General features: G+C 73.6%; 18 protein-coding genes and 1 pseudogene. 5 read left to right on the forward strand and 14 right to left on the reverse strand.

Annotation, left to right across the window (positions count from 1 at the left end):
- Positions 1–151: 151 nt before the first annotated feature.
- On the forward strand, positions 152–2,008 hold the full coding sequence (locus tag ITX44_RS18435; protein ID WP_307795343.1) for an acyl-CoA dehydrogenase family protein: 1,857 nt from the start codon (positions 152–154) through the stop codon (positions 2,006–2,008).
- Between the two features lie 142 nt (positions 2,009–2,150).
- Here ITX44_RS18435 and ITX44_RS18440 read toward each other — a convergent pair whose 3' ends face one another.
- Entirely contained in the window at positions 2,151–3,071 is a 921-nt protein-coding gene (locus ITX44_RS18440) for a hypothetical protein (RefSeq protein ID WP_236060976.1), read from the reverse strand.
- 724 nt (positions 3,072–3,795) lie between these two features.
- Between ITX44_RS18440 and ITX44_RS18445 the strand changes: the two genes are divergently transcribed.
- Entirely contained in the window at positions 3,796–6,594 is a 2,799-nt protein-coding gene (locus tag ITX44_RS18445) for a discoidin domain-containing protein (protein ID WP_205358368.1), read from the forward strand.
- Positions 6,595–6,756: 162 nt separating this feature from the next.
- On the opposite strand, the gene ITX44_RS18450 is transcribed toward ITX44_RS18445, so the two are convergent.
- The 8 genes from ITX44_RS18450 to ITX44_RS18485 all read right to left on the reverse strand — a co-directional run bounded on the left by ITX44_RS18450 (position 6,757) and on the right by ITX44_RS18485 (position 16,442).
- Positions 6,757–8,763 carry a phosphocholine-specific phospholipase C gene (locus tag ITX44_RS18450; protein WP_205358369.1) on the reverse strand — a complete coding sequence of 669 codons (2,007 nt, stop codon included), beginning with the start codon at positions 8,761–8,763 and terminating at the stop codon, positions 6,757–6,759.
- 38 nt (positions 8,764–8,801) lie between these two features.
- On the reverse strand, positions 8,802–10,562 hold the full coding sequence (locus ITX44_RS18455; RefSeq protein WP_205358370.1) for an endonuclease/exonuclease/phosphatase family protein: 1,761 nt from the start codon (positions 10,560–10,562) through the stop codon (positions 8,802–8,804).
- Between the two features lie 352 nt (positions 10,563–10,914).
- Positions 10,915–11,235, reverse strand: a complete 321-nt coding sequence (locus ITX44_RS18460) for a DMT family transporter (RefSeq protein ID WP_205358371.1) — start codon at positions 11,233–11,235, stop codon at positions 10,915–10,917.
- Positions 11,236–11,319: 84 nt separating this feature from the next.
- Entirely contained in the window at positions 11,320–11,997 is a 678-nt protein-coding gene (locus tag ITX44_RS18465; RefSeq protein ID WP_307795344.1) for an HAD family hydrolase, read from the reverse strand.
- A 227-nt stretch (positions 11,998–12,224) separates the two neighbouring features.
- Positions 12,225–13,331: an ABC transporter ATP-binding protein gene (locus ITX44_RS18470; protein WP_205358372.1), complete on the reverse strand. Its 1,107-nt coding sequence runs from the start codon at positions 13,329–13,331 to the stop codon at positions 12,225–12,227.
- The gene (locus ITX44_RS18475; protein ID WP_205358373.1) at positions 13,328–14,317 is read right to left on the reverse strand and encodes an ABC transporter permease; all 990 of its coding nucleotides are present in this window, start codon (positions 14,315–14,317) and stop codon (positions 13,328–13,330) included. The genes ITX44_RS18470 and ITX44_RS18475 overlap by 4 nt, the downstream gene beginning before the upstream one ends.
- On the reverse strand, positions 14,305–15,276 hold the full coding sequence (locus ITX44_RS18480; RefSeq protein ID WP_205358374.1) for an ABC transporter permease: 972 nt from the start codon (positions 15,274–15,276) through the stop codon (positions 14,305–14,307). Before ITX44_RS18480 ends, ITX44_RS18475 begins: the two co-directional genes overlap by 13 nt.
- Positions 15,277–15,284: 8 nt before the next feature.
- The gene (locus ITX44_RS18485) at positions 15,285–16,442 is read right to left on the reverse strand and encodes an ABC transporter substrate-binding protein (RefSeq protein ID WP_307795367.1); all 1,158 of its coding nucleotides are present in this window, start codon (positions 16,440–16,442) and stop codon (positions 15,285–15,287) included.
- A 379-nt stretch (positions 16,443–16,821) separates the two neighbouring features.
- Here ITX44_RS18485 and ITX44_RS18490 point away from each other — a divergent pair, with 379 nt between their 5' ends.
- Positions 16,822–17,592, forward strand: coding sequence for a GntR family transcriptional regulator (locus ITX44_RS18490; RefSeq protein WP_205358376.1), 771 nt, complete (start codon positions 16,822–16,824; stop codon positions 17,590–17,592).
- 190 nt (positions 17,593–17,782) lie between these two features.
- Entirely contained in the window at positions 17,783–18,199 is a 417-nt protein-coding gene (locus ITX44_RS18495) for a hypothetical protein (protein ID WP_205358377.1), read from the forward strand.
- Positions 18,200–18,377: 178 nt separating this feature from the next.
- On the opposite strand, the gene ITX44_RS18500 is transcribed toward ITX44_RS18495, so the two are convergent.
- The 4 genes from ITX44_RS18500 to ITX44_RS18515 all read right to left on the reverse strand — a co-directional run bounded on the left by ITX44_RS18500 (position 18,378) and on the right by ITX44_RS18515 (position 23,383).
- The gene (locus ITX44_RS18500; protein ID WP_205358378.1) at positions 18,378–19,322 is read right to left on the reverse strand and encodes a TIGR03619 family F420-dependent LLM class oxidoreductase; all 945 of its coding nucleotides are present in this window, start codon (positions 19,320–19,322) and stop codon (positions 18,378–18,380) included.
- Between the two features lie 104 nt (positions 19,323–19,426).
- Positions 19,427–20,611 (reverse strand): acyl-CoA dehydrogenase family protein, encoded by a 1,185-nt coding sequence (locus tag ITX44_RS18505; RefSeq protein WP_205358379.1) that lies wholly within the window; start codon positions 20,609–20,611, stop codon positions 19,427–19,429.
- A 126-nt stretch (positions 20,612–20,737) separates the two neighbouring features.
- Positions 20,738–22,291 carry a GMC family oxidoreductase gene (locus tag ITX44_RS18510; RefSeq protein WP_205358380.1) on the reverse strand — a complete coding sequence of 518 codons (1,554 nt, stop codon included), beginning with the start codon at positions 22,289–22,291 and terminating at the stop codon, positions 20,738–20,740.
- A 345-nt stretch (positions 22,292–22,636) separates the two neighbouring features.
- Positions 22,637–23,383, reverse strand: a complete 747-nt coding sequence (locus ITX44_RS18515; RefSeq protein ID WP_307795346.1) for a GntR family transcriptional regulator — start codon at positions 23,381–23,383, stop codon at positions 22,637–22,639.
- 649 nt (positions 23,384–24,032) lie between these two features.
- On the opposite strand from ITX44_RS18515, the pseudogene ITX44_RS43240 reads away from it, so the two are divergent.
- A pseudogene (locus ITX44_RS43240) lies at positions 24,033–24,350 on the forward strand (cellulose binding domain-containing protein); the annotation flags it as partial.
- Positions 24,351–24,514: 164 nt separating this feature from the next.
- Here the strand turns inward: ITX44_RS43240 and ITX44_RS41115 are convergent.
- Positions 24,515–24,739 (reverse strand): hypothetical protein, encoded by a 225-nt coding sequence (locus ITX44_RS41115; protein ID WP_236061099.1) that lies wholly within the window; start codon positions 24,737–24,739, stop codon positions 24,515–24,517.
- Positions 24,740–24,963: the final 224 nt, after the last annotated feature.

Here is a 24,963-nt window from a genome sequence, read left to right on the forward strand (position 1 = left end):
CGTACGCGAATGGTGGCGGCGGCACGTCAACTTCCCGGCGGCGCCACCAGCACGGCCCGACACCGGCAGTTCTTCCCGCCAGGGCGGCAATCGGCCCCGGCGGGGCCGCCCGGCCGTGTCCGGCGGCCGGGCGGGGGAGTTGGCGTCACATGTGACTACTGTTGACGAGATACCTGTCGCCGGGGAACCGCTGCCGCCGGTCCCGGCGTTTTTGCGCGAGGTGCTGTTCGAGGAGCCGGCCGGGCGGGCCGGGCACGACGGCTGGCGGGCGCTGATCGCGGACGGGGCCTTCGACTACTGCGGGGACCTGTCCGAGCGGCGGAGCGTGGAGCGTACCTATGAGCGGCTGCGGCTGCTCTCGGGTACGGCCGGCGATCCGCGGGCGCTGGCCGCGGATGCGGCGCGGCTGGCGGCGATGCACGAATGGACCGCGGTGGTCGACGGCTCGCTTGCGACGGTGGCGGGCATCCACTACAACCTGTTCTGGGGCAGCGTGCTCGACCACGACCCGGATCCGGCGCGGGAGCTGGAACGGGAGGCGGCGCTGGAGCGGATCGGCACGTTCCTGTGCACGGAAGCCGACCACGGCAACGACGCGGCGGCACTGGAGACCACCGCCGTGCACGACCCGGCCGCCGGCGGCTTCGTACTGACCACCCCGCACCCGGGCGCGGCCAAGTTCATGCCCAACACCAGCGCGGCCGGCGGCCCCAAGACCGCCGTGGTGGCCGCCCGGCTGATCAGCGACGGCACGGACCAGGGCGTCTTCCTCTTCCTGGTCCGCCTCACCGACGCCCACGGCCCGCGCCCGGGCGTGAGCGTGCAGGCCCTGCCCCGGCGCACCGGCACCCCGGTGGACCACTGCCTGACCAGCTTCGACCACCTGCCACTGCCCCGCCACGCCCTGCTCCAGGGCCCGCACGGACGGCTGACCGCCGACGGCGGCCTCGTGTCGCGCTACGGCAGCAGGCGCCGCCGCTTCCTGCACGCTATTCACCGGGTGACCACCGGCAAGCTGTGCATGAGCGCGTGCGGGGTGGGCGGGGCCCGCGCCGCCCTGGCCATCGCCGTCGCCTACGCCACCGAGCGCCGCACCTCCGACCTGACCGGCCGGCGCCGGGTCCCGCTGACCGCACACCGCTCGCACCTGGACCGGCTCACCCGGGCCACCGCCACCGCCTACGCCATGACCTTTCTGCACCGCGCCGCCACCGCCGCCTGGATCGCCGCGCAGGCGGGCGAAGGGCACGGCGAAGAAGCCGAAGCGGAGCGGCTGGTGGCGGTCACCAAGGCGTGGAACACCTGGCGCGCACGGGAGATCGTGCTCGAGTGCCGCGAACGCTGCGGCGCCCACGGCCTGTTCCCGGCCGCGGGTCTGGCGGAGTTCCCCCTCAACATCGAGGGCGCGATCACCGCCGAGGGCGACAACCTCACGGTCTGGGTCAAGGCCGCCGCCGAACGCCTGACCGCCGCCGGACCGGGCGGCGCACCGGCCCCGGACCCGGCCCGCTCCGCCGCGGCCGCCGCCGGCGACCCCAGCGCACTGCGCGACCTGATGGCCGTGCGCGAGGCCCAGTTGCGCACCGAGGCGGCCGCACTGCTGCGCGCCGCCCCGCCCGGCGACCCCCTGGGCCGGTGGAACACCGCCGCCGCCACCGCCATGCAGGCCCTGGACGCCTACGCCGTCCTGGCCGCCGCGGACGCCTTCACCGCCGCCACCGCCCGCCACGAAGACGCCCGCTTACCCGGGCACGGGCCCGGTACGGGGCTGCTGCGGGAGCTGTGCGCGCTGTTCCTGCTGGAGCAGATCCGCCCGCACGCCGCCGAACTCATCGCCTCCGGGCACCTGACCCCGCAGGACGCCGCCGCCCTGCGCGCCGCCGCCGAGCAGCGCTGCGCCGCCCTCGGCCCCCACCTGCCCGACCTGACCGCGGCCTTCGACCTGCCCCGCCACCGCACCCACCTGCCGCACGTGGCGACGCAGGCCCGGGTCCAGCCCCTGCCCTGATCCCCGGCCCCCGGCATGGGCGGGCCGTCCCGCCCGGACACACCCGGTCCGGGCGGGACGGCCGCAGGCTCCCCGGCCGCTGCCGGACGGACCAGCAACGGACCAGCAATGGACCAGCAACTGGCCGGCAACGGGCCGGGGCTCAGGCCGCGGTGAGCTCGACCGTGCTGACCTGGTCGCCGGTGGTGAGCGTGACGGGGTAGTCGCGGTCGGGGGCGGTGCCCCTGACCGACACCTGGGCCGCGCCCGGGCGGAACCTGACCGCGGAGGTGTAGTCGGCCAGGACGATCGTCCAAGGGACCGGCGCCCCGGGGGCGCAGTCCACGGTGACGTTCTCGAACCAGTTGACCGCCGGCTGCGGCTGCAGGTCCGCCTGGACGACATTGCCGTTGAGGGTGAACTGCGTGGGCTTGTTGCAGGTCACCGTGCCGGTGAGGGTCGGCTGGCCGTCCTGGCCGTCGATCGTGCCCTGCGGGTCGGTGGTCACGGCGATGGTGAGGGCGGGCGGCGGCGGGGGAGTGGTCAGGTGGACCTCGCCGCGCAGGGCCAGCGCGGACCCGTTGCAGTACTGCTCGAAGGAGGCGTCCAGTGCCTTCACGTAGCCGTAGGACCCGAACTCCACGCGGGAGATAGTGAAGGAGCCGGTGCTGGTGCTGCACGACCGGTCACCGGTGTCGAACAGCAGCTCCGGGTCCTGGGCGGTGACGTAGGGCCAGCGCAGCGCCCCGGTGTAGGTGCCCGCGGTCAGCGTCTGCCCCTTGGGGGCGAACATGAACAGCGAGGAGCGGGTGCCGTCGGCCGCCACGACGGTGACGTCGACCCCGTTGTGGTCATTGGACCCCGAGATGTCGAACATCTGGGCGCTCGCCGCGTCGTAGGCGTACGACTGGCCGCCCGACATGTACTCGCCCGGATCCCCGCTGAAGGTCAGCGACCCGGTCTGCGCCTGGACGGCGTGGGCCGGCACGCTCAGCGCGCCCAGCCCGAACGTCAGGAGAAGCACCGTGCCCAGCACCGCCGCCGCGCGGCCCATGCTGTCCCGGATTTCCCAGCGTCTTGTCATTTTTCCACCCCTTGGGAATGTGATGCGATTCCGGCCGGTCCGGAAGTCGCCGACCCCCGGCGGAAGGCCCCCCGGCCCGTCGCCGGCCACTACGGCACAAAACGTGGCCGGCCCCCCGCCGACGATCACGAAGGACGCTAACAGCCGCCTCTGACAATCCCCATCGGATAACGGTGACCTGCGCAGACAGTGCCCCGCCGCACCCGGGGCGCGGGAGGGGGGAAAGGTCGGCGGACCGCGTCATACGCGCAATTCCCCCGCCCCCGGCCGTAATAGCCGCCCGAATCCCCCAAACCCTTTTTGCCGCACCATAATCAGGGCATGCGTGCATACGGGTGCTCATCCCGGCCGACCCGATCGGTGGCCCCGCCACGTGCCGGCCCCGACCGCCCGGCAGGCTCCGGCATGCCCCCGCCGCCCAGCCCCTGCCCCGGCGTGGCCCGCCGGGGACGCCCTGCCCGGCGGCAGTTGCCCGATGGGGCCGCTCCCGGCCCCGCAGCCCCGATGAACCTGATTCATCTGTACCGTCACCCGGGATGCATGTGATTCATCAGGGGTGCCTTCCCTGACCGTTCACCCCTTTTGGTCACTGATTCCGCCCAATTGACCTGCCCGGAAACCGGAATTGACAGGGGTCTTCCCTCCGCGACACGTAGGTGTAATAGTGGCGCGCCGCCTCCATGCACCCTCCATGGATCCGAGCCATGTTCAGGAAAGGCCACTCATGCACCATCGCTCCCGGCGCCCGGCCGCCTTGCGGACGGCCCTCGGCGTCCTCCCGATCCTCCTGGCAAGCGCCGCGACAGGCGCGGGTGCGGCCGCGGCCGCACCCGCCCCGTCGCAGCCGGGGCCGATCGTCTACTCCGTCGCCCCCGACGGGGCGGGCGGGGCCTGCACGGCGCAGGCTCCCTGCGACCTGGAGACCGCCCAGGCCAAGGTCCGCGGCGCGACCGCGGGGATGTCCCGGGACATCGACGTCGTGCTGGCCGACGGCACGTACCGGCTGGGCCGCGCGCTCACCTTCGACGCCGCCAAGGGCGATTCGGCCACCGGCGGTCACACGGTCACCTACGAGGCCGCGCCCGGCGCGCACCCGGTCCTCAGCGGCGGCCGGCGGGTGGCCGGCTGGCACCAGGGGCCGGACGGGGTGTGGTCGGCGAACGTGCCGGCCGGCACCGACACCCGGCAGTTGTACGTCGACGGGGTGCGCGCGGTGCGGGCCTCCGGGCCGGCCCCGACCGGCTTCACCCGCACCCCCACCGGGTACACCACCTCCACCACCGCCCTGGACGCCTGGCGCAACATCTCCGACGTGGAGTTCGTCTACAACGTCGGCTGGACGCAGATGCGCTGCCAGGTCGCCTCGGTTGCCGGGACCACGGTCACCATGCAGCAGCCGTGCTTCGACAACTCCACCAAGAAGCCGTACGGCGTGAACGCGGACCTGCCCAGCTCCGTGGAGAACGCCCGCGAACTCCTGAACGACCCGGGCGAGTTCTACCTGGACCGGCCGGCCCACACGCTGTACTACAAGCCCCGCCCCGGGCAGTCGATGGCCACCGCCGACGCCGAGATCCCCCGCCTGCAGACCGTGATCGCCGGCCAGGGCACCCAGGCGTCCCCGCTGCGCGGCCTGGTCCTGCGCGGCCTGACCGTCTCCTACGGCGGCTGGACCGCCCCCGACGCGCCCGACGGGTTCTCCGAGGTCCAGGCAAACCTGCGGCTGACCGGCACCGACGCCTGGCGCGACCAGGGCTCGTGCGACCGGTTCTCCACCACCGACCCGGGCACCTGCCCGTACGGCAACTGGACGATGCCGCCGGGCAACGCCGCCTTCTCCTGGACCGACGGCCTGACCCTTCAGGGCAACACCTTCCAGCACCTGGGCGCCGCCGGCCTGGAACTGGGCCGCGGCACCGCGCACACCTCGGTCACCGGCAACGTCGTCACCGACGTGTCCGGCAACGGCATCGAGGTCGGCAACGGCACCGACGCCGTCCCCGCGGACCTGTCCGTGCTGCCCACCGCCAACACGGTCGCCGACAACTGGGTCCACAACATCGGCGTGGAGTACACCGGCGCCGTCGGCATCTTCCAGGGCTACACCCGCGACGACACCATCACCCACAACCAGGTCAACAACGTGCCCTACAGCGGCATCAGCTCCAACTGGGGCTGGGGCCACACCCCCACCGCCACCGCGGGCAACACCATCTCGGACAACCTGGTCTACGACTACATGCAGCAGCGCTACGACGGCGGCGGCATCTACGTGCTGGGCCAGGAGGGCGACTCCCTGGCCGACGGCATGCGCATCACCGGCAACGTCATCCGCGGCGCCGGAGGCGGCGGCCACGCCATCTACACCGACGGCGGCAGCCAGTACGTCACCATGACCGGCAACGCCGCCTACGGCAACCACACCCCGTCCATGGGCGGCTGCAAGGAACCGGCCCCCACCCCGTACGGCGACTTCTCCTTCACGGGCAACTACTTCGAGGACCTCACCCCCGACTGGCCCTGCGGCAACCCCGCGAACGTCGACGTCAGCGGCAACACGCAGGTCTCCGCCGACGGCGCGGGCGTGCCCGCGAGCCTGCTGGCCGGCGCCGGCCTGGAACCGGCCTTCACCGCCATCGCGGCCCCGCCGGCCGGCAGCGCCCCGGTGAACCTGGCCGCGCACAAGCCCGCCCAGGCGCAGTTCCTCGACGGCAGCACCGCCCAGCTCCAGCCCGAATCGCAGCCCGCCTACGCCACCGACGGCGACCGGACCACGTACGTGCAGGCCAGCGGCCAGTTCCGCTGGCAGCTCGTGGTCGACCTGCAGCAGGCACAGACCCTGGGCTATGTGACCGTGGGCATGCCGCAGGCCCACTTCGCCACCGACTTCCACCTGGACGCCTCCGCCGACGGCACCTCCTGGACCACCGTCGGCACCGTCCACGACAGCGGATGGGGCACGATCCCCGTCGACTTCGCCACCCCGGTCACCGCCCGCTACCTGCGCGTCGTCGCCGACAAGCCGGACGACTGGGGCCAGCGCGGCGACCAGATGGCCATCAGCGAGATCGGCGCCTACGCCCCCGCCCCGGGCGGCGACAACGCGGCCCTGAACCGGCCGGCCCAGGCCCTGTACATCGACGGCACCCAGGCCCAGATGCAGCCGGACTCCCAGCCGGCCTACGGCGACGACGGCAACCCCGCCACCTTCGCCCAGGCCACCGCCCGCTACCGGTGGACGATGCAGGTCGACCTCCAGCACCCGCAGTCCGTCGGCGTGGTGTCGGTGACCATGCCGCCGGACAAGTACGCGACCGCCTTCCACGTCGACGTCTCGCTGGACGGCTCCACCTTCTGGACGGTCGCCCACCGCACCGACAGCGCCGGCGGCACCACCGGCGTCCAGCTCGATGCCCCCGTCAAGGCCCGCTGGGTGCGCATCGTCGCCGACCGCCCCAACGACGGCGGCCAGACCGGCGGCCAGATGGCCGTCAGCGAACTGGCGGTCTACGCAACCCAGTGAACGGCCGAATAGGTCGGCGCAGTTGATCGGCCCGGTCAACGGCCCGGTGACGTGACCTCCCGGCGTCACCGGACCACCCGGACCACCCCCGCACCCGCGGGCCCGGACTACTGCCCGGGCCCGCGGGTGCGGCCGTCACCACCTCAATGAACGTGCAGGGGGTCAGAGTTCGTGCACGGTTCCGGCGTACCGGCGCACGAAGCGGGTGCCGGTGGCCGCGGTGACGGTGAAGTCGTAGCGGCCGCCCTGGCCGCGCCAGGTCGTCGTCGCCCGGGAGCGCGGGCCGACCCGCACGGTCCGCGTCTGGTCGCCGTAGTCGTTCGCGGTGAGCGCGAAGGTGACCTCGCTGTCGCCGTCGTTGACCAGCCGGACCTCCACCCGGGCGTCGTCCGCGTGTCCCTCGGCGCGCAGCTGCGCGGTCACCGAGGGCAGGGCCACGTCGGTCCGGCCGTCCTGGACCACGGTGCCCGAGAAGCGGCCGACGAAGCCGTCCGCGCCGTACACCGAGAAGTCGTACGCGCCGTCGCTGGCGGCCGCGTCCCACACGTAGCTGCGGGCCTCGCCCGGTTGGACCAGGAACGGGGTGCCGGTGAAGGGCAGGGCGATGTTCGGCAGGATCGTGAACACGTAGCCCACGCCGCCGTGGTTGGTCATGGTGCAGGTGACCGTGCCGGTGCGGCGGTCCACGGTGACGTCCGCCCAGGGGCGGTAGGGCAGGGCGCGGTGCGGGCGCTCGCCCGGTTCCTGCCGCGGCATGGCCTGCTTGCCGTCGGCCGGGGCCTGCACCGCCGGCAGGGCGTGCTGGGCGCTCGCCCGGGCCTTCAGCTCGTCGGTGTCGGGCAGCTGCGGGATGCTCCAGTCGGGGCGGGTGAAGTCGAAGCAGGTGGTCAGGTCGCCGCACACCGCGCGGCGCCACGCGGAGATGTTGGGCTCGTGCACCCCGGTGACCTGCTCCAGGAACCGCAGCACCGAGGTGTGGTCGAAGACCTGGGAGTTGACCCAGCCGCCGCGCGACCACGGCGAGCACACCCACATCGGCACCCGGCTGCCCAGGCCGATCGGGGTGCCGTCCACGAACTCGCCCGCGGTGCCGGCCTCGGCGTAGGGGGGCACCACGTGGTCGAAGAAGCCGTCGTTCTCGTCGTACATCACCAGGAAGACGGTGCTGCGCCACACCTCGGGGTTGGCCATCAGCGACTGCAGCGCCTGGTTGACCCACCACGCGCCCCAGTCCGGGCCGGCGGAGGGGTGCTCGCAGTAGTTGAACGGGGCCACCAGCCAGGACACCGCAGGCAGTTGGCCGCTGCGGCAGTCCGCGTCGAAGGCCGACAGGTCGTGCCTGGTCATGGCGTTCGTGAACAGCGGCGAGTCCTTCGGCGCATGCACGAACTGCTGGAAGTACGACAGCGCGTTGTCGTCGTAGTCGCCGTTCTCGTTGTCCGAACCATCCGGATTGTGGTAGACGCGCCAGGTGATCCCGGCGTCCTGGAGCCGCTCGGCGTACGTCGTCCAGTCGCCGACCGGGTTCTCGGTGACGATCGAGTTGTCGGTGAACGGCCCCGTCGTGCCGTCGGTGCCGGGGCCCGCGGTGCCCGTCCACAGGTACAGGCGGTTGGGGTCGGTGGGGCCGTTCAGCGAGGTGAAGTAGCTGTCGCACACGGTGAAGGCGTCGGCCATGGCGTACTGGAAGGGGATGTCGTCCCGGGTGAAGTAGCCCATGGTCAGGCGGCCCTTGGCGGCCACCCACCGGTTCTGCGCGCCGTTGTTGACCGCCAGGTGGCCGGAGGCCCAGCCGTGGTCCAGGCCGCCGAAGTCCTGCGCCTTGAAGACGGTGGTGTCGAAACGGAACGGCAGCGAATAGCCCTCGGCGCGGCCGCTGTCGGGCTGGCGGAAGACCGGGCTGTTGCCGGGCAGGACCACGCCCTGCTTGTCGTCGAAGCCGCGCACCCCGGACAGGGTGCCCAGGTAGTGGTCGAAGCTGCGGTTCTCCTGCATCAGGACGACGACGTGCTTGACGTCGGCGATGCTGCCGTGCCGCCCGGCCGCATCGGTATCGGTTACGGCATCGGTCGGGGTGTCGGCGTGGGCCGCGGTGGCGGGCAGTCCGGCGGCGGTCGCTCCGGCGGCCGCGGCCGCGCCGACGAAGGTGCGGCGGCTGATCGGGGTCATGGCGGGGGAGTCCTTTGCGGGTCCGGTACGAGGGCGGGTCAGCGGGCGGCGCGCAGCGCGAAGGTGACGACGGCCGCGGCATGGTCGGAGGGCCAGCCGTTGGCGGCGGTCCCGGGCACCGGGCGCGGCCAGCCGGTCGTCAGGGCGTGGGCCTCCACGACCGTCAGCGACCCGGCGTACTGCACCTGGTCGATCCGGTCCTGCGGCTCCGGGCCGCTGTCGTTGCCGCTGTCGTCGTGGGTGGGGCGCACCGGCGACCAGGTGATGCCGGGCGTGCCCGCCGGGTCGGGGTGGACCTGGCGGAAGGCGTCGGTCAGGCCGGCCTGCTCCAGGGCGCGGGTGACCGGCCAGGGCACCGCGCCGGTGGCGCCGTGGGCGGCGGCGGTGCGCGCGGTCCAGTCCAGGTGCGAGGGGGAGGCCAGGCCCGCCGCGAGGATCACCGGGGTGTGCGAGGCCAGGTCGCGGCGCATGGCGGCGGCCAGCGCCCTCGCCTGCCGGTAGCGCAGGGTGGCCAGTTCGGCGGCGACCAGGCCGGCCGGGTCCGGGTGCGCCGCCACCGCGTAGGGGCCGTAGGCGGCCTCGTCGAGCTGCGCCGCCCACAGCCGCACCTTCACGCCGCCGGGCAGCAGCAGCGTGACGGCCAGCGCGGGCAGGTCCGCCGTGGGGTCGCTGACCTCCGTCAGCGGGTGGCGGCTGACCACGCCCAGGCCCGAAGGGGCCTGGTGGACGTACCAGCCCAGCGCCTGCCCGAGCGCCTGCGCGGCGTCCGTGCCGGTCTCCTGCAGCGCCACCACGTCCAGGTTCTGGGTCAAGGCCACGCGGGCCTGCTTCTCCAGCGGCCCGTCCACGTGCGCGCCGGCGTCCCACAGGTTCAGCGAGGCGACCTTGAGGGTGAGGTCGTCCTTGGGTGAGCGGACCGGGACCTGCACGGTCACCGTGTCGGCGCCCGCGGCGCTGTCCTGCACGCCGACCACGATCCGGCCGGCCTGCTTGGGGGCGCGGGCCGGCGCGGTGGCGGTGACGGTGCCGTCGCCGCTGACGGTCAGCCAGGAGTCGCCGCCGATGCGGGTGTAGGCGGGGGTGCCGGGCTTGTTGCCCTCGGGGCGGATCCACAGATTGCCCAGCGGCACCCGTACGCTCTCGCCCGCGGTGACCGGCGCGGTGACCGCGTCCACCGCCTCGTGCGGCGGCACCACCGGGGTGAAGGAGAACGCCGCCGTGCGGGCCAGGATCGCGTACCGGTCGCTGTAGAGCAGATAGGCGGTGTACGGGCCGCCGGTCAGGCCGGAGGTGTCCAGGGTGAGGGTGCCGGAGGCGGCGGCGGAGTAGGCCCATACGAGGGAGGCGCCGTTGCCGGGCTGCCGGTCTCCGTCGTAGATGCCGATCCAGTTCTTGGCGTCGGCGGAGGCGGTGGTCCAGGTGAAGGTGAGCTTTTCGCCCTCGTGCGGCGCGGGCGTGGCCAGGGCGAGGCTGTCGCCGGACTCGGTGAAGGTGACCGGCGCGGCGGTGGCCAGGATCTGGTTGCCGTCGTTGTAGAGCAGGTACGCGGTGTAGGGGCCGCCGGCCAGGGTGCGGGTGTCGACGGTGGTGGTGCCGGAGGCGGCCTGCGGCACGTAGGTCCACACCCAGGAGGAGCCGTTGCCCGGGGAGGTGCCGGGGCCGTAGAGGCCGATCCAGTTCTTGGCGGAGGGCTTGTCGGTGCTCCAGGCGAAGGTGAGTCTGTCGCCCACGCGCGGTGCGGCGGGCGATGCCAGGGCGAGGGTGCTGGAGGCGGCCGCGTCGGCGGGCTGGGGTGGCATGGGAAACGCGATTCCTTTCCGTCCGGTCTGCCCGGTCCGCCACGGCCGGGGCGGGGCGCCCGGGGCAGGGGGGCAGCGGCGCCCGGCGCGGGCCGGGCTGTCGTACCGGCCCGGCGGGGGAGCGGTGGCCGCGGCCCCGGGCAGTGCCGGGCCGCGGCCACCGCGGGCCAGTTGGCTGTACAACTTTCGTTCCAGTAAGCGGCCCGCCCGCAACGGCCGCGTGAACCGCGTGTGGCCTGCGGCCGGTCGGTGGCCGAAAAGTCACCCCGGGCAGCCGGGCCGGCCGGGGAACCGGGCCGTCGTCGCAGGGGGCCGGGGAGCGCGGGCCGGTGGTGCGGGCCCGGTGTGCGGGTCAGGCGGCGCCGTGGAAGTTCAGTGCCACGACCCCGGCGATGACCAGGGCGATGCCCGTCCACTGCGGCCGGCCCAGGGTTTCGCCGAAGGCCGCCGCCCCGATGACGGCGACCGCCGCGGTGCCCGCCCCGGACCAGACCGCGTAGGCGATCGAGACGGGGATACGGGTCAGCGCCCGGCCCAGCAGCACGAACGACAGCACGTAGCCGGCGGCGACCGCGAGGGTGGGCCACAACCGCGTGTAGCCGTCGGTGAGTTTCAGACAACTGGTGGCGCAGACCTCGCAGGCGATGGCGAGGGCGAGCAGCAGATACGGCAACGGTGGCTCCTCGTACTCCCGTTGGTTCCCAGGTGGGCTCCCCGGGGCTCCCCATGGTTCCCGGCGGGTTTTTTCGGGCGCGGGTCAGGTCCCGGCGGTGGCGAGCGCGGACAGCAGCGCCAGGTCGACGTCCTCCAAACTCGCGACGACGACCACGCCGGGCCCCGGGGGGATGGGGACGGTGGAGGGCACCGCGATCGCCGCGCAGCCCGCGGCCAGGGCGGCGGCCAGTCCGACCGGGCTGTCCTCGACCACCACGCAGTCCCCGGGTGCCACGCCGAGCAGTTCGGCCGCCCGCAGGTAGGGGTCGGGGTCGGGTTTGGTGCGGGCGGTGTCCTCGGCGGCCACGGTCAGCGCGAACCAGTGCGCGCCCAGAGTGCGCAGCACCACGTCGGCCACGTGCCGCGGCGAGGCGGTGACCAGGGCCGCGGGGATGCCGGCGGCCCGCAGCCGGGCGAGCAGCGTCAGTGCGCCCGGGCGGGGCCGGGCCTGCGTGGCGACGCGGGCGGTGAAGGCGGCTTCCAGGTCGTGGGCGATCCGCGCCTGGGGCACGGTCCCGCCGGTGGCGCGGTGCAGGTGGCCGGCGGTGTGCGCGACGGGGCGGCCCAGCACGTCCGGCAGGTCGGCGTCGGTGGCCCGGTGTCCCAGGGCGCGGGCGGTCTCGGCGACGGTCTGCCACCACAGGTGCTCGGTGTCGACGAGGGTGCCGTCCATGTCGAACAGGACGGCGGCGGGCGGGACCGGGGTGGTACGGGAGTGCACTCGGTACGTTCCTCAAGGGGTGTCGCGGGAAGCCGCGGCCCGGCGCGCGGGCGGCCGTACGGCCGGGGTACGGCCGTGGCGGCGCCCGGTCGCTGCCCGGGTCGCGGGCGTCTCGCGGGCCGCGCAGCGCGTGGCCGGGCGCCGCGGCAGGCGGCCCCGCGGGGGGCGTCGCGTGCCGCGGCGTCCGTCGCCGGGCGCTGCGTCAGGGGGCGGGTCGGGGGTGTGTGTCAGGGGGTGCGGCGGCGGTCCACCAGTACCGGGCGGTCCGGCAGCGCGACGGTGGCGGGGGAGCCGACGGGCAGGCCGGCCGCGGTGTCGGTGGGCAGGTCGGCCTTGACCTCGGTGCCGTCGGCCAGCCGCACGGTGAGGCGGGTGGTCGCGCCGAGGAAGGAGGCGCCCATCACGGTGGCGGTGCCGCGCGGGTCGGCGCTCATCCGCAGGGCCTCGGGCCGTACCAGGACGTCCAGTTCGCCGTCGGCGGGCAGGTCGCCGTCCACCGGCAGCCGTACGCCCAGCACCTGCACCCGGTCCGTGCCGGAGCGGGCCGCGGGGATACGGCTCATCGTGCCGACGAACTCGGCGACGAAGGCGGTGGCCGGCCGCGCGTACAACTGGGCGGGTGCGGCGACCTGTTCCAGGCGTCCGGCGCGCAGTACGGCGACCCGGTCGGCCATCGACAGGGCCTCCTCCTGGTCGTGGGTGACGAACAAGGTGGTGATCCCCAGGTCCTGCTGGAGCCGGCGGATCTCCTCGCGCAGGGCGAGGCGGACCTTGGCGTCCAGCGCGGACAGCGGCTCGTCCAGCAGCAGGACCCGGGGCTGCAGCGCCAGGGCGCGGGCCAGCGCCACCCGCTGCTGCTGCCCGCCGGACATCTGGTGCGGGAACCGGCCGGCCAGGTGGGCCAGGCCCACCAGGTCCAGCAGTTCGGCCGCGCGGCGCTGCCGCTGCGTCTTGCCGGTGCCGCGCATCCGCAGCCCGAAGGCGACGTTCTCGGCGGCCGTCAGGTGCGGGAAGAGGCTGTAGGACTGGAAGACCATGCCGGTGCCGCGCCGGTGGGCGGCCACGCCCGTGATGTCCTTGCCGTCGACCAGGACCTCGCCGGCGTCGGGGTGCTCGAAGCCGGCCAGCATTCGCAGCGCGGTGGTCTTGCCGCAGCCGGACGGCCCGAGCAGCGCCAGCAGTTCGCCGGGACGTGCGGTCAGGTCCAGGCCCTCGAGGGCGACCGTGGCGCCGAAGCGGCGGTGCAGCCCGCGGAACTCCACGGTGGCGCCGGCGCCTGCCGCGGTGGCGGGGCCGGCGGGCGCGGGCGGGGTGGGCGCGGTGGTGGCGGTCACGAGTTCTCCCGGACGGTGGGACGGGCATTCAGGTCCGCAGTAGTGGGGTCGGCGGCGGGGTCGGCGGCGGCGCGGTGCCTGCGGGGCAGGCGGGGGAGGCGCCGGGCGCGTCCGGCGGCGGCGAGCAGCAGCAACAGGAGCCAGGTCAGGACGAGGCTGAGGACGGAGACGGCCACCGAGACCTGGGCGTCGCTGCCGCCGAGGGAGACGATCCACACCGCGAAGGGCTGGTAGCCGAGGATGGAGGCGACGGTGTACTCGCCGAGGACCAGGGCCAGGGTGAGGAAGGCGGTGTTCAGCAGGGCGCCGCGCAGGTTGGGCAGGACGACCTGGACGACGGTCCGCGGCCAGCTCGCCCCCAGGTTGCGGGCGGCCTCGACCAGGGTGGCCAGGTCCAGTGCGCGCAGGCCCGCGTCCAGGGTCCGGTAGGCCAGCGGCAGGGCCATCAGGACGTAGGCGAGCAGCAGCACCACGGGGAAGCCGGGGTTCTGGACGGCGTTGAAGGTCTGGAACAGCGGGGTGTCGGCGAAGTCGTCCGGGCCCCAGCGCAGCACCGAGCTGATGCCCGCGGTCAGTGCGACCGCGGGGACCACCAGCGGCAGTGAGCACAGCACTTCGACCAGGACGCGCAGCCTGGGCGCGGTCAGCCGGACCGCGATCAGGGCGGGCACGAGCAGCAGGAGGGTGACGGCGATGGTGGCGGCCGCCAGCTCCAGGGTCAGCCGCAGGCCCGGCCAGAAGCCCGGGGCGCCCAGGATGCCGCGGTAGGAGTCCAGGGTCCAGCCCTGGCGCGGCACGTCCACGGTGAACAGCACCGCGAAGGCCATCGGCCCGAGGAAGTACACCGCGGCGATCAGCGCGACCAGGCCGCGCCACAGCCGCGGCCGGCCCCTGCGGCCTCCGCCGCCGCGCGTACGGGGACGGGCCGGCGCGGGCGAGGAGGCGCCGGTGCCGGTTCGGGTGGCGGGCGGGGTCAGTGCAGCCATCGTGCGCTCCTGCGCTGCAGCGGGATGTACAGGGCCATGACGGCGCCGGCGATCACGATCATGTCCAGGCTCAGGGCCAGGGCCACGTTGCCCTGGCCGGCCAGGACGTTCCCGGACAGGGCATTGGCGATCTGCAGGGTGATCAGCGGCACCGAACTGCCCACGATCGCCGCGGCGGTGGCGTAGGCGGCGAACGCGCTGCCGAACAGCAGCACGAAGCCGCCCAGCAGGGAGGGCGCCAGGACGGGCAGGGCGACGTGGATCCAGTACTGGCCGGTGGTGGCGCCGTTGTTCTGCGCCGCCTCCCGCCACTGGGTGCGCAGGCCCTCCAGCGCGGGGGTGATGGTGAGCACCATCAGCGGCACCAGGAAGTACAGGTAGACCACCGTCAGGCCGGTGAAGGAGTACAGGCTCCAGCCGTGCCCGGTCAGGTCCAGGGCTCGGGTCAGCTCGCCGGAGTTGCCCAGGGTGGCCACGAACGCGAAGGCCAGCGGCACCCCGCCGAAGTTGGCCAGCACCCCGGAGGCGGCCAGCACGGCCTCGCGCAGGGCGCGCAGGGGCGAGGTGAGGACCGCGTGGGCCAGCGGCAGGCCGAGCACCACGCCGAGCGCGGCGGTCAGGGCGGACAGCCGCACGCTGCCCCACAGCGCGGTCAGGTAGGCGCCGTGCACCGACTGGGTGAGGTTGCCGGTGGTCCAGTGCACGCCGCCGGGGGCGCCGGGCGCGGTCTTGAACGCGCCCGTGACGATCGCGAAGGCGGGCAGTCCGAAGACGACGAGCACGAAGACGATCAGGGGCAGGACGGCCAGCCAGCCGGCGTTGCGCGGCCGGCGGCGGGGGACGTCCTTGCGAGGTGCACGCGGTGCAGCATCAGTGGTGGCGGCGGCCGGGCCGCCGCCGGCCCCCTGTCGGGAGGGGCCGGCGGCGGAGGACGGCGCCGCGGCGCGGGCCGTGGTCATCGCCGCTGTCAGCTCACGGCCTTGGACCAGCCGGCGAGCACGGCCTTCTGGGCCGCGTCGACCTGGGCGGAGGTCGGGAAGGACGGGGTGCCGGTGACCGCGGGCAGCTTGGCGGCCGCCTGCTGGTCCACGGTGCCCTTGGTCGTCATCGCCGGCATCTCCGCGGGCCGGGAGAAGCCCTGCAGCCACAGGTTCTGGCCCTGGGGGCTGTAGAGGAACTCCTCCCACAGGCGGGCGGCGGCCGGGTGCGGGGCGTCCTTGTTGATGGCCTGGCTGTAGTACTGCGCGTACTGGCCGTCGGAGGGCACCGACACCTTCCAGTCCAGGCCCTTGGCCGCGAACTCCTTGGCGTAGCCGGCGTTCAGGTAGTCCCAGTCGATGCTGATCGGCGTCTCGCCCTTCTCGACGGTCGCCGGGGTGGACTCCACCGGGTTGAAGTTGCCGTTCGCCTTGAGCTTGTGGAAGAAGTCCAGGCCGGGCTGGATGTCGTCCAGCGACCCGCCGCTGGCCAGCGCCGCCGCGAAGACCCCGCCGAAGGCCGAACCGGACTTGGTCGGGTCGCCGTTGAGCGCCACCTTGCCCTTGTACTGCGGCCCCAGCAGCTCCGCGAAGGTGGTCGGGCAGACCTTGACGGCCTTGGCGTCGCAGCCGATCGACACGTAGCCGCCGTAGTCGTCGTAGCGAAGGCCGCCCGGGTCCTTCTGGGCCTGCGGGATGTCGTCCCAGGAGGCGACCTTGTACGGGGCGAGGATGCCCTGGGCCGCGGCGCTCAGCGCGAAGGAGTTGCCCAGGTCCACCACGTCCGGGGCGCGGTTTTGGCCCTTGCGGGAGGTGATCGCGTTGATCTCGTCCTGGCTGGAGCCGTCCGGGTTCTCGTCCGACACCTTGATGCCGTACTTCTTCTCGAACGCGGCGATCACCGCGCCGTAGTTGGCCCAGTCCGGCGGCAGGGCGATCGCGTTGAGGGTGCCCTCCTTCTTCGCGGCGGCCACCAGAGCGTCCATGCCGCCGAAGTCCGCGGCGGAGGTGGCGGTGGCCGCGTTCGTGCCGCCGCTGCCGGCGTGGGAGGCCGAGGTCTCGGAACCGCAGGCGGAAAGCGCCAGGGCCGCGGCGGCGAGCCCGGCGGCCACGGCCGCGGCTCGCAAACGGGGGGCTGTCACGGGAATGTCCTCCAGGGGGGAACGTGCGAGCGGCGGAGTTTCCCCCGGGCCGTCGACGGAGCACCGATGTTGGCTGTACAACATGTTGGCTGTACAACTTGGGTCAGTACGCCGGACGCCGGTGGCCGGAAGATGAACGGCCGGGCGACGGCCGGGGGATGGAACAGGAATCTCGCCGTCCGCTTGTAGCCGCCCGGCTACCGGACGCCACGGCCCCCCCAAGGGCCGCCGCAGGGCCGCCCGGACAGGTGTCCGGGGGGCGCCCGGGGGGCGCCCGGGGGGCGCCCGGGGGTGGCGCGCGGCGGGCGGGGAGCGGATAGGGTCCAGCGGGGCCGGTGGTGCCCCGTGAGCCGACAGAGCTGACGGAGCCGACAGAGGAGGGATCTTGCAGGACGGGAGTGCGGAGCCGGCGAAGGGCACCCTGTACCGCAAGGTCGCGGCCGATCTGCGCGAGGCGATAGCGGCCGGCGAGTACGGGTCCGGCGGCCGGCTGCCGGCCGAGAGCGCGCTGGCCGAGCGGTACGGCGTCTCCCGCGGCACCATCCGCCAGGCGCTGGGGGCGCTGCGCGCCGACGGCCTGGTCACCTCCCGGCGCGGCACCCGGCGCGTGGTGCTGGGCACCGCCCGGGTGCAGAGCTTCGCCGAACTGGTGAGCTTCACCAGTTGGGCGCGCTCCCTGGGCGAGGAACCCGGCGGGCGGGTGGAGCGCGTCGAGCGGCGCCCGGCCGACGCCGAGGAGCGCGAGCAGCTGCGGCTGGAGGCCGGCGCGCAGGTCGTCCTGGTGCTGCGGGTGCGCACCCTGTCGGGCCGCCCGGTGATGGTGGAGCGGTCCCTGTACCCGTTGTGGGTGGGGGAGTTGGCCGCGGCGATCCCCCCGGACGCGGTCTCGCACACCGAGCCCCTGCAGGAGCAGGGCGTGGTCTTCGCCGACGCCGACCACACCATCGACGTGACCACGGCCGACGCCGACGACGCGCGGCTGCTGGACTGCCCGCCCGGCGCGCCCCTGCTGCGCGAACGCCGCCGCTCCACCGACCCGGCCGGCACGCCGGTGGAATGGTCCGAGGACCGCTACCTGCCCGGCACCGTCGCCTTCACCGTCCACAACTCGCTGGCCGGCTCCGCGCTTTCCCGCCGCCACGGCCGGACGCCCTGAGCCACCCCGCCCCACCCGTCCCCCCATCCGTCCCCATCCGTCCCCCGGTCGGCCCCTGACGGGAGCCGCCGGTTTGTGCGGGTTGCGTCGGTTGTGGCGGGGGCCCGGCCCGCCTGGCATGCTTGCGTGACGCAAGCGCGCCGCCGGCGCAGGCGGCTGTTTCGAGGATTGCGACGGGAGCGGGTGGCACATGGCGATCACCGTGGGCGGGTTACTGACCGAGGAGCAGGGGCGGACCATCAGCCGCCGGGTGGTCTCCGTCGAGGGCGGGGCGATCAAGGTGGAGGTCACCTTCGAGGCCCACGGCATGTACGGCGGGCAGCCGTACACGAGCATCGGCACGTACTGGTCGATCGCCCGGCCCGGCGGCGGGCTGTACAGCGAGTGGATGGGCGGCCTGAAGACCGACAACGGGGCGGGCCTGGCCAGTTGGCGCGGTTTCGGTGCCGGCCGGCTCGGCACCGACGACGAGCGCACGTACCGCGGCTCGGTCATCACCGAGAACGCCACCGGTGAACTGGCGGGCCTGGACGGCCTGCTGTCGGTCTTCGAGTTCTCCGTCGACGACAGCGGCGCCATCGAACGGAGGACCTGGCTGCTCACCTGACCCGAGGTGATCTGACCCGTCGGCCGACCTGACTCGGCGTGACGTGCTCCGGCGTCACATGACGTGCGATGCGGCGGTGGGGTGAGGTGACCCGGCCCGGGGCCGGGCCGGTGCGACCTGCCCCGGGCCTTGCCCCCTGTGCCCCGTGCCGCAGGGCTTCAGCCGATCAGGCGATCTTTCAGTCGAGCAGTCCGGCCGAGCGGGCCGCGGTGTGCAGTGCGGCGGCGCGTTCGGCCAGGGCGGCCGGGTCGGTGGCGGCCGGGTCGCCGGGGGTGCGGTCCAGGGAGAGGATCGCCTCGTGGGCGCCGGCCTTCGCCGCGCCGGCCAGGTCGTCCAGCACCTGGTCGAGGCTGCCCTGGAACGGCATCCGGTCCGCCCCGGCCGGCCGGTCGCTCAGGTGGACGATCGCGACCGGCAGCAGCAGGAGCCGGTCGGGGTCGCGGCCGGTCGCCTCGGTCAGCTCCCGCAGCCGCCGCCAGGCCGCGGCCAGCGGTTCGCCGGTGGTGCCGACGGGGAACCAGCCGTCGCCGTGCGCGGCGATCCGCCGGAACGCGGCGGGGCTGGAGCCGCCGAAGACCAGCGGGATCGGCCCGGCGGGCTTGGGGTTGACCAGGGCGTGGTCGATCGAGATGGCGCTGTTGCGGTAGGTGACGGGGTCGGGCCCCCACAGAGCGCGCAGGGCCTGCGCTGTCTCGTCCATGGACCGTCCGCGGGCGGTGAAGTCCGCGCCGATCGCCCGGTACTCGTCGGTGGACCAGCCGCCGCCGAGCCCGGCCACCACCCGCCCGCCGCCGGTGGCCACGTCCAGGGTGGCCAGCGCCCGGGCCAGGAGCAGGGTGTGGTGCAGCGGCGCGACCAGCAGCGCGGTCCCCAGGCGGACCCGTTCGGTGACGGCCGCGGCCATGCCCAGCACGGTCAGCGGATCGGCGCAGTCCTGGTAGTACGGATCCCAGGGCAGCCCCGGCACGCCGTACATGCCGTCGGCCGGCTGAAGGGGGAAGAGCACCCGTTCGTACGCCCACAGGCTCGCGTAGCCGGCCTGTTCGGCGTCGCGGGCGAACGCGGTGAGGTCCGCGGCCTTCACGGCCGCGGCGCGCTGGGGCAGTTGTAACCCGAGTTTCATCAAGGCTCCCGACGAGGGGTTCGGAGAAGAACGCCACAGAAGAAACGCGACGGAAGTGCGGAGGGGCACAGCAGAAGAGACGCCCCGTAAGGCCGGAGGGCGTCTCAGAAGAACATCGTGTTGGGGGGCAGCCCGCACAGGACGCGGCCGTACGTCTCGGTGTTGACGTCCGGCGTCATCATCCCGTGCAGGGCGAAGGTCCGTAAGTCCGCGAGCATGCCCTGCAGGGGGACCTTGGTGTACGCGGAGGAGCCGCCGCCGGCCGCGGCCAGCAGGTCGGCCGCCTCCAGCGCGAGTCGGGCCGCGGCCCCTTCGTCGGCCCGGCTGCGGATGCGCTCGTGCAGCGTCCAGGCCTCGCCGGTGGCGCACTTGGCGTCGTGCAGTTCGGTCAGCCGGCGGGCGTGGAAGTCGGCCTCGTCGATCTTCAGGGCGGCCTCGGCGACCCGCAGGTGGGTGACGGGGGCCTGGGCCTGGTCGGTGTACTCGGTGTAGGTGATCCTGCGGCCGGGCAGCCGGTCGAAGAAGGCGTCGGCGACCGCCCGCGCCATCCCGACGCAGGTCCCGACCGTGGAGGCGGCGGCCACCATGATCAGCGGGGCCCGGTACATCGGGGCCTCCGCGTTCTTCTTGGAGGCGGACTGCCCGCCCAGCAGCGCCGGTACGGGCACGATGCGTTCCTGGGGGACGAACAGGTCCCGGGCGAGCGTGGTGACGCTGCCGGTGCCGCGCAGCCCGGCGGCGTACCAGTCGTCGACGATCTCCAGTTCGGCGGTGGGGACCATGCCCATGACGGGGTACGGTTCGCCGGCCGGGTCCAGCAGGATCGCCATGATCTGCTGCCAGTGGCTGCCGGCGGCGCCGCTGATGAACGGCCAGGCGCCGTTGACCACGATGCCGCCGGGGGCGGGCACGGCGGTGGCGGTGCCCGGGCCGATGGTGGAGCTCAGCCGCACGTCCGGGGTGGCGAAGACCTCGTCCTGGACCTCGTCGGGGAACAGGCCCAGCACCCAGGTGGGAATCCAGGAGGTGGCCGCCACCCAGGAGGCCGAGCCGTCCGCGCGGGCCAGGACGTCGGCGACCTCGGCCATGGTCCGCGCGTCGCACTCGTAGCCGCCGAAGCGGGCAGGCATCCGCATTCTGAACACGCCGGCGTCGGCCAGCGCCTCGAAGGTCTCCTCGTGCAGCCGGCGGTGTTCGGCCGCCCATGCGGCCTTGGCCCGGATCACCGGCGTGACGCCGGAGACCGCGCGGACCAGCTCTTCCCGGGTGGGGATCTCGGTAAGCGACACGATGCCTCTCAGGATCAGTCGGAACGGATCAGTCGGGACGGATCGGTGGGAACGGATCGGTGGGAACGGATCGGTCGGAAGGACGACGGTCGGGGCGAGGGAGGGAGCTGGGGGGGGAGGGAGGGGTCAGCGCTGCCCGAGCAGGGCGGCGGCCCGTTCCCCGATCATGATCGAGGTCAGGTTCGTGTTGGCCCGCACGTGCGAGGGCATGATCGAGGCGTCCGCCACGTGCAGCGCCTGGATGCCGTGCACCGCGCCGTACTGGTCGACCACGGCGGCCGGATCGGTGGCCGGGCCCATCCGGACGGTGCCCACCGGGTGGTAGGTGCTGTCCACGGTCGCGCGCAGGTACGCCCGCATGCCCTCCTCCGAGTCCAGGGTGGACTCGTCGATCAGGACGAAGTGGTCGCCGCGTTTGCGGATGGGGTCGGCGTTGGCCAGCTCCCAGGCCAGCCGGACGCCGTCGGTGAAGGTGCGGTAGTCGCGCTCGTCGGACAGGTAGTTCAGGTCGATCCGCGGGTGCTCGTGCGGGTCGGTGGAGGTCAGGGTGAGCCGGCCGCGGGCGTGGGGGCGCTGGTCGACCACCATCACGCCGAAGATGCGGTCGCCGCCGGCGATCTGCCGCAGGTCGGGGAACTGCTGGGTCAGGTCGAACCCGTTGACCATGTAGTAGTGCATGTCGTTGGTCTCGGCCGAGCCGGGCGCGGTGGTGCGCAGCACGGTCTGGCCGACCGGCTCGCCGAAGTTCTCCGCGCCGGGCCGGGGCGTCATGAACACCCCTGTGCGCGGGTGGTCGTTGAGGCCCTCGCCGACGCCGGGCAGGTCGGCCCGCACGTCGAGCCCGAGCCGGCGCACGTCCTCGGCCGGGCCGATGCCCGAGCGCAGCAGGATCGCCGGTGAGCCGATCGTCCCGGCGGCCAGGATCACCCGGCGCGCGGTGATCTGCTCGGTACGGGCGCCGTCCACCAGCTCCACCCCGTACGCGCGCCCGTCGCGGATCAGCACCCGCTGGACCAGCGCCCCGGGCAGGATGGTCAGGTTCTGCCGGCCGCGCACCGCCGGCAGGTAGCCCATCGCGGTGGATATCCGGACCGTGGGGTCGCGCCGGTTGGAGGGCATGGGCCCGACCCCGGTGGCGTACGGGTGGTTGTGGTCCTCGACCCAGGGAAAGCCGTGGGCCGTGCACACCTCGAGGAACGCCTGCTGGACGGGGGTCATCTCCTCGACCGGGAACCGGCGGATCGGGATCGGGCCGCCGCTGCCGTGGAACTCCCCGCCGAAGTCCAGGTCGTCCTCCATCACCCGGTAGTACGGCAGCACCTTCTCCCACGACCACTGCGGGTTGCCGCCGGCCGCCCACTCGTCGAAGTCGTCCGGGATGCCGCGCAGCGCGACCGTGCCCCCGACCGCGGACGAGCCGCCCACCACCTTGCCGCGCGGGAACCTGATCGCCCGGCCGGTCACGGCCCGGGCGGAGAACTGCCAGTCGTGCGCCGACATCGACATGATGTTCGCGGTCAGCAGGTCCTGCGGCATGTCGGCCGGCGCCGGGTAGTGGGGACCGGCCTCGACCAGAGCGACCCGCCGCGCCGGGTCCTCGCTCAGCCGCACCGCCAGCGGCACCCCGGCCGCCCCCGCACCTACCACAATGTCGTCAAAAGGCGACCCAGAAATTGACATTTCTGCTCATCATCTCTCTTCCGGGTAAATACGCGCACACGTCAGAGACATGCGCAAACGATCAGGTATATGCCAATGGCGAGCGAGATCACTTTGTGCCCGACCCGCCGGAGAAGTCCGCTTCTTGACGCTACTCCGGCAGCGGCCGGGGACTTCTCCGGAATTGCCGTGTGTGCGCTACACGCATAGCGCGTCCGCGAGGCGTGCGGAGATGACTATGCCCAGGTCATGGGCGGTGTGCGCGGTGCGCCGGGCGCACACTGACGACCCGTCGGGGAGCCGGTTCCGAGCCGGTTCCGGAAGCGGAATCCGCCGCACTGCGGCGGCTCGCTCCTGTACGGCCGGTCAGCCGGAGTCCGCGTCGAAGCGGAGCTTGGAGGTGATGCGGTAGCGGTCCCCGCGGTAGACGGAGTGGGCGAACTCCACGGTGCGGCCGGTGGTGTCACGGGTGGTACGGGTGACCTGGAGCAGCGGCGCGAAGACCGGGCAGTCCAGCAGATCGGCCTGATCGGGGTTGGCCACCGTCGGCTCCAGCGTCTGGACCGCGTCCATGACCTGGATGCCGTAGCGGTCGCGCAGCAGGTGGTAGAAGTTGCCGGCCTCCATGTCCGCCGGCCCCAGACCCGGGACGGCCGCCGCCGGTATCTCCAGGCGCTCGATCGACACCGGCGCCCCGTCGACGTGACGCAGCCGGGTGACCCGCACGATCTCCTGGTCCGGCGCCAGCGCCAGCCGCGCGGCCCGGGTCGGCCCGGCCGCAACCGTCGCGAAGTCGACCACATGGCTGGTCCACTCGCCCTCGGCGGGCGGCACGGCCAGCGCGTTGGTCGTCGTCCCCGTCATCTCCTGGGTGATCTTGTGCGGTGCGGTGAACGTGCCCTGCCCGTGCCGGCGCACCAGCAGCCCGCTGCGGGCCAGATCCTCCACGGCCGCACGGACCGTGGGCCGGGAGACACCCAGCTCCGCGGCCAGGTCCCGCTCGGCCGCCAGCCCCGTGCCCGGCCCGGACCGCTCGATGATGTCGAGCAGATGGGCACGCACCCGGTCCCGCTTGGCGGCGCTGCGGGCCGCGGGCTTCTTGGCAGTCGTCACGGTGTCATCGTCCCGGAAGAGGTGACGGCGGTCACGGGCCGGCATTCCACGCACGGGCCGGGCGACACACCCTGAACGATCTCCACCCTCACACAGGACCAGTGGTCATCTCAAGAGGCCCGGCCCGCAAGCGGCCCCCGCGCTCCCTTCGTCGCGAAGAGACAGCAGAGTACGGGCGGTTCGAAGTTGCCCGCGGGTCATTGACAGGAACCTGCCGTTCACTTCACTGTGGTGCACGGCCGCGGCATAGAAAGTGACCAGTGGTCAGTCCATGAGGGCGGGGCTCCCCCTCTCATGCCGACCGCGCCCCCGCCGCGGCAGAGCGCCCCCTGCACCCCCGTACTCCCTGCATTCCCTGCACTTCCTGGACCTCCTTGGCATCGCCTGAACCGACCCGGTCCGGCCCGCACCGGCCTTCCCCCCTCCGACCGCAAGGAGAACGATGGATCACCCCAACGCCCGCGCCGCGGGATACGGCCGCGCCGGCCGGGCCGGCCGTGTGCGGCTGTCCGTGGCCGCGCTCGGCCTGGCCCTGGCCGCCACCGCCGTCTACCCCGCCGTACGCCCCGCCCACGCGGCCGCCGCGCCGCTGACGGTGGAGTACAAGACCACCGCCTCCCAGGCGTCCACCAGCGAGATCGACCCCTGGCTGGAAGTGGTCAACACCGGCAGCAGCCCGCTCGCGCTGAGCAACGTGACGGTGCGGTACTACTTCACCGCCGACGGCGCGTCCTCGTACACCTTCCAGTGCGCCTGGGCGCACGTGGGCTGCGCCGACCTCAGCGGCACCGTCGTGGCCCTGGACCGGCCCACCGCGACCGCCGACCACTACCTGCAGATCGGCTTCACCGCCGCGGCCGGCACCCTGGCCCCCGGCGCCGACACCGGCGACATGCAACTGCGCCTGCACCGCGCGGACTGGCAGAACGTCAACCAGGCCAACGACTACTCCTTCACCGCCGCCGACAGCGCCTACACCCCCTCCTCCGTGGTCACCGGCTACATCGGCGGCGCGCTGTCCTGGGGGACCGAGCCCGGCGGCGGCACCCCGCCCACCTCGCCGCCGCCCACCAGCCCGCCCCCGACCTCGCCCCCGCCGGCCGGCAGCGGCACCCTCTTCGACGACTTCCACTACACCGGCCCGACCGACTCCGCCCTGGCCTCCCACGGCTGGTCGATCCGCACCGGCTCCGGCGGCCCCGGCATCCAGAACACCTGGTCGGCCGGCGCGTTCAGCTTCCCCGCCGACTCCTCCGCGCAGGGCGGCCGCGTCATGCAGATGCGCGCCACCACCGACGGCACCACCGCCGGCACCACGCAGGCCGAGATCGACACCACCCAGCGCAAGTTCCTCACCGGCACCTACGCCGCCCGCGTCTACTTCAACGACCAGCCGACCACCGGCACCAACGGCGACCACGTCAACGAGACGTTCTACACGATCACCCCGGACGACTCGCTGTACAGCGAACTGGACAACGAGTACCTACCCAACGGCGGCTGGGGCGCGCCCGGCCCCACCCTCTACACCACCACCTGGTACAGCGCCGACGCGATGGACCGGGTCACCCACAACGTCA

The sequence above is a fragment of the Actinacidiphila acididurans genome (genome assembly GCF_016918855.1).
GTDB classification, from domain to species: Bacteria; Actinomycetota; Actinomycetes; order Streptomycetales; family Streptomycetaceae; genus Actinacidiphila; species Actinacidiphila acididurans.

Coding starts and splice junctions, on each gene's coding strand:
- ITX44_RS18440 (WP_236060976.1), bottom strand. CDS start 3,071: ATGACAAGACGCTGGGAAATCCGGGACAGCATGGGCCGCGCGGCGGCG.
- ITX44_RS18445 (WP_205358368.1), top strand. CDS start 3,796: ATGCACCATCGCTCCCGGCGCCCGGCCGCCTTGCGGACGGCCCTCGGC.
- ITX44_RS18450 (WP_205358369.1), bottom strand. CDS start 8,763: ATGACCCCGATCAGCCGCCGCACCTTCGTCGGCGCGGCCGCGGCCGCC.
- ITX44_RS18455 (WP_205358370.1), bottom strand. CDS start 10,562: ATGCCACCCCAGCCCGCCGACGCGGCCGCCTCCAGCACCCTCGCCCTG.
- ITX44_RS18475 (WP_205358373.1), bottom strand. CDS start 14,317: ATGGCTGCACTGACCCCGCCCGCCACCCGAACCGGCACCGGCGCCTCC.
- ITX44_RS18480 (WP_205358374.1), bottom strand. CDS start 15,276: ATGACCACGGCCCGCGCCGCGGCGCCGTCCTCCGCCGCCGGCCCCTCC.
- ITX44_RS18495 (WP_205358377.1), top strand. CDS start 17,783: ATGGCGATCACCGTGGGCGGGTTACTGACCGAGGAGCAGGGGCGGACC.
- ITX44_RS18500 (WP_205358378.1), bottom strand. CDS start 19,322: ATGAAACTCGGGTTACAACTGCCCCAGCGCGCCGCGGCCGTGAAGGCC.
- ITX44_RS18510 (WP_205358380.1), bottom strand. CDS start 22,291: ATGTCAATTTCTGGGTCGCCTTTTGACGACATTGTGGTAGGTGCGGGG.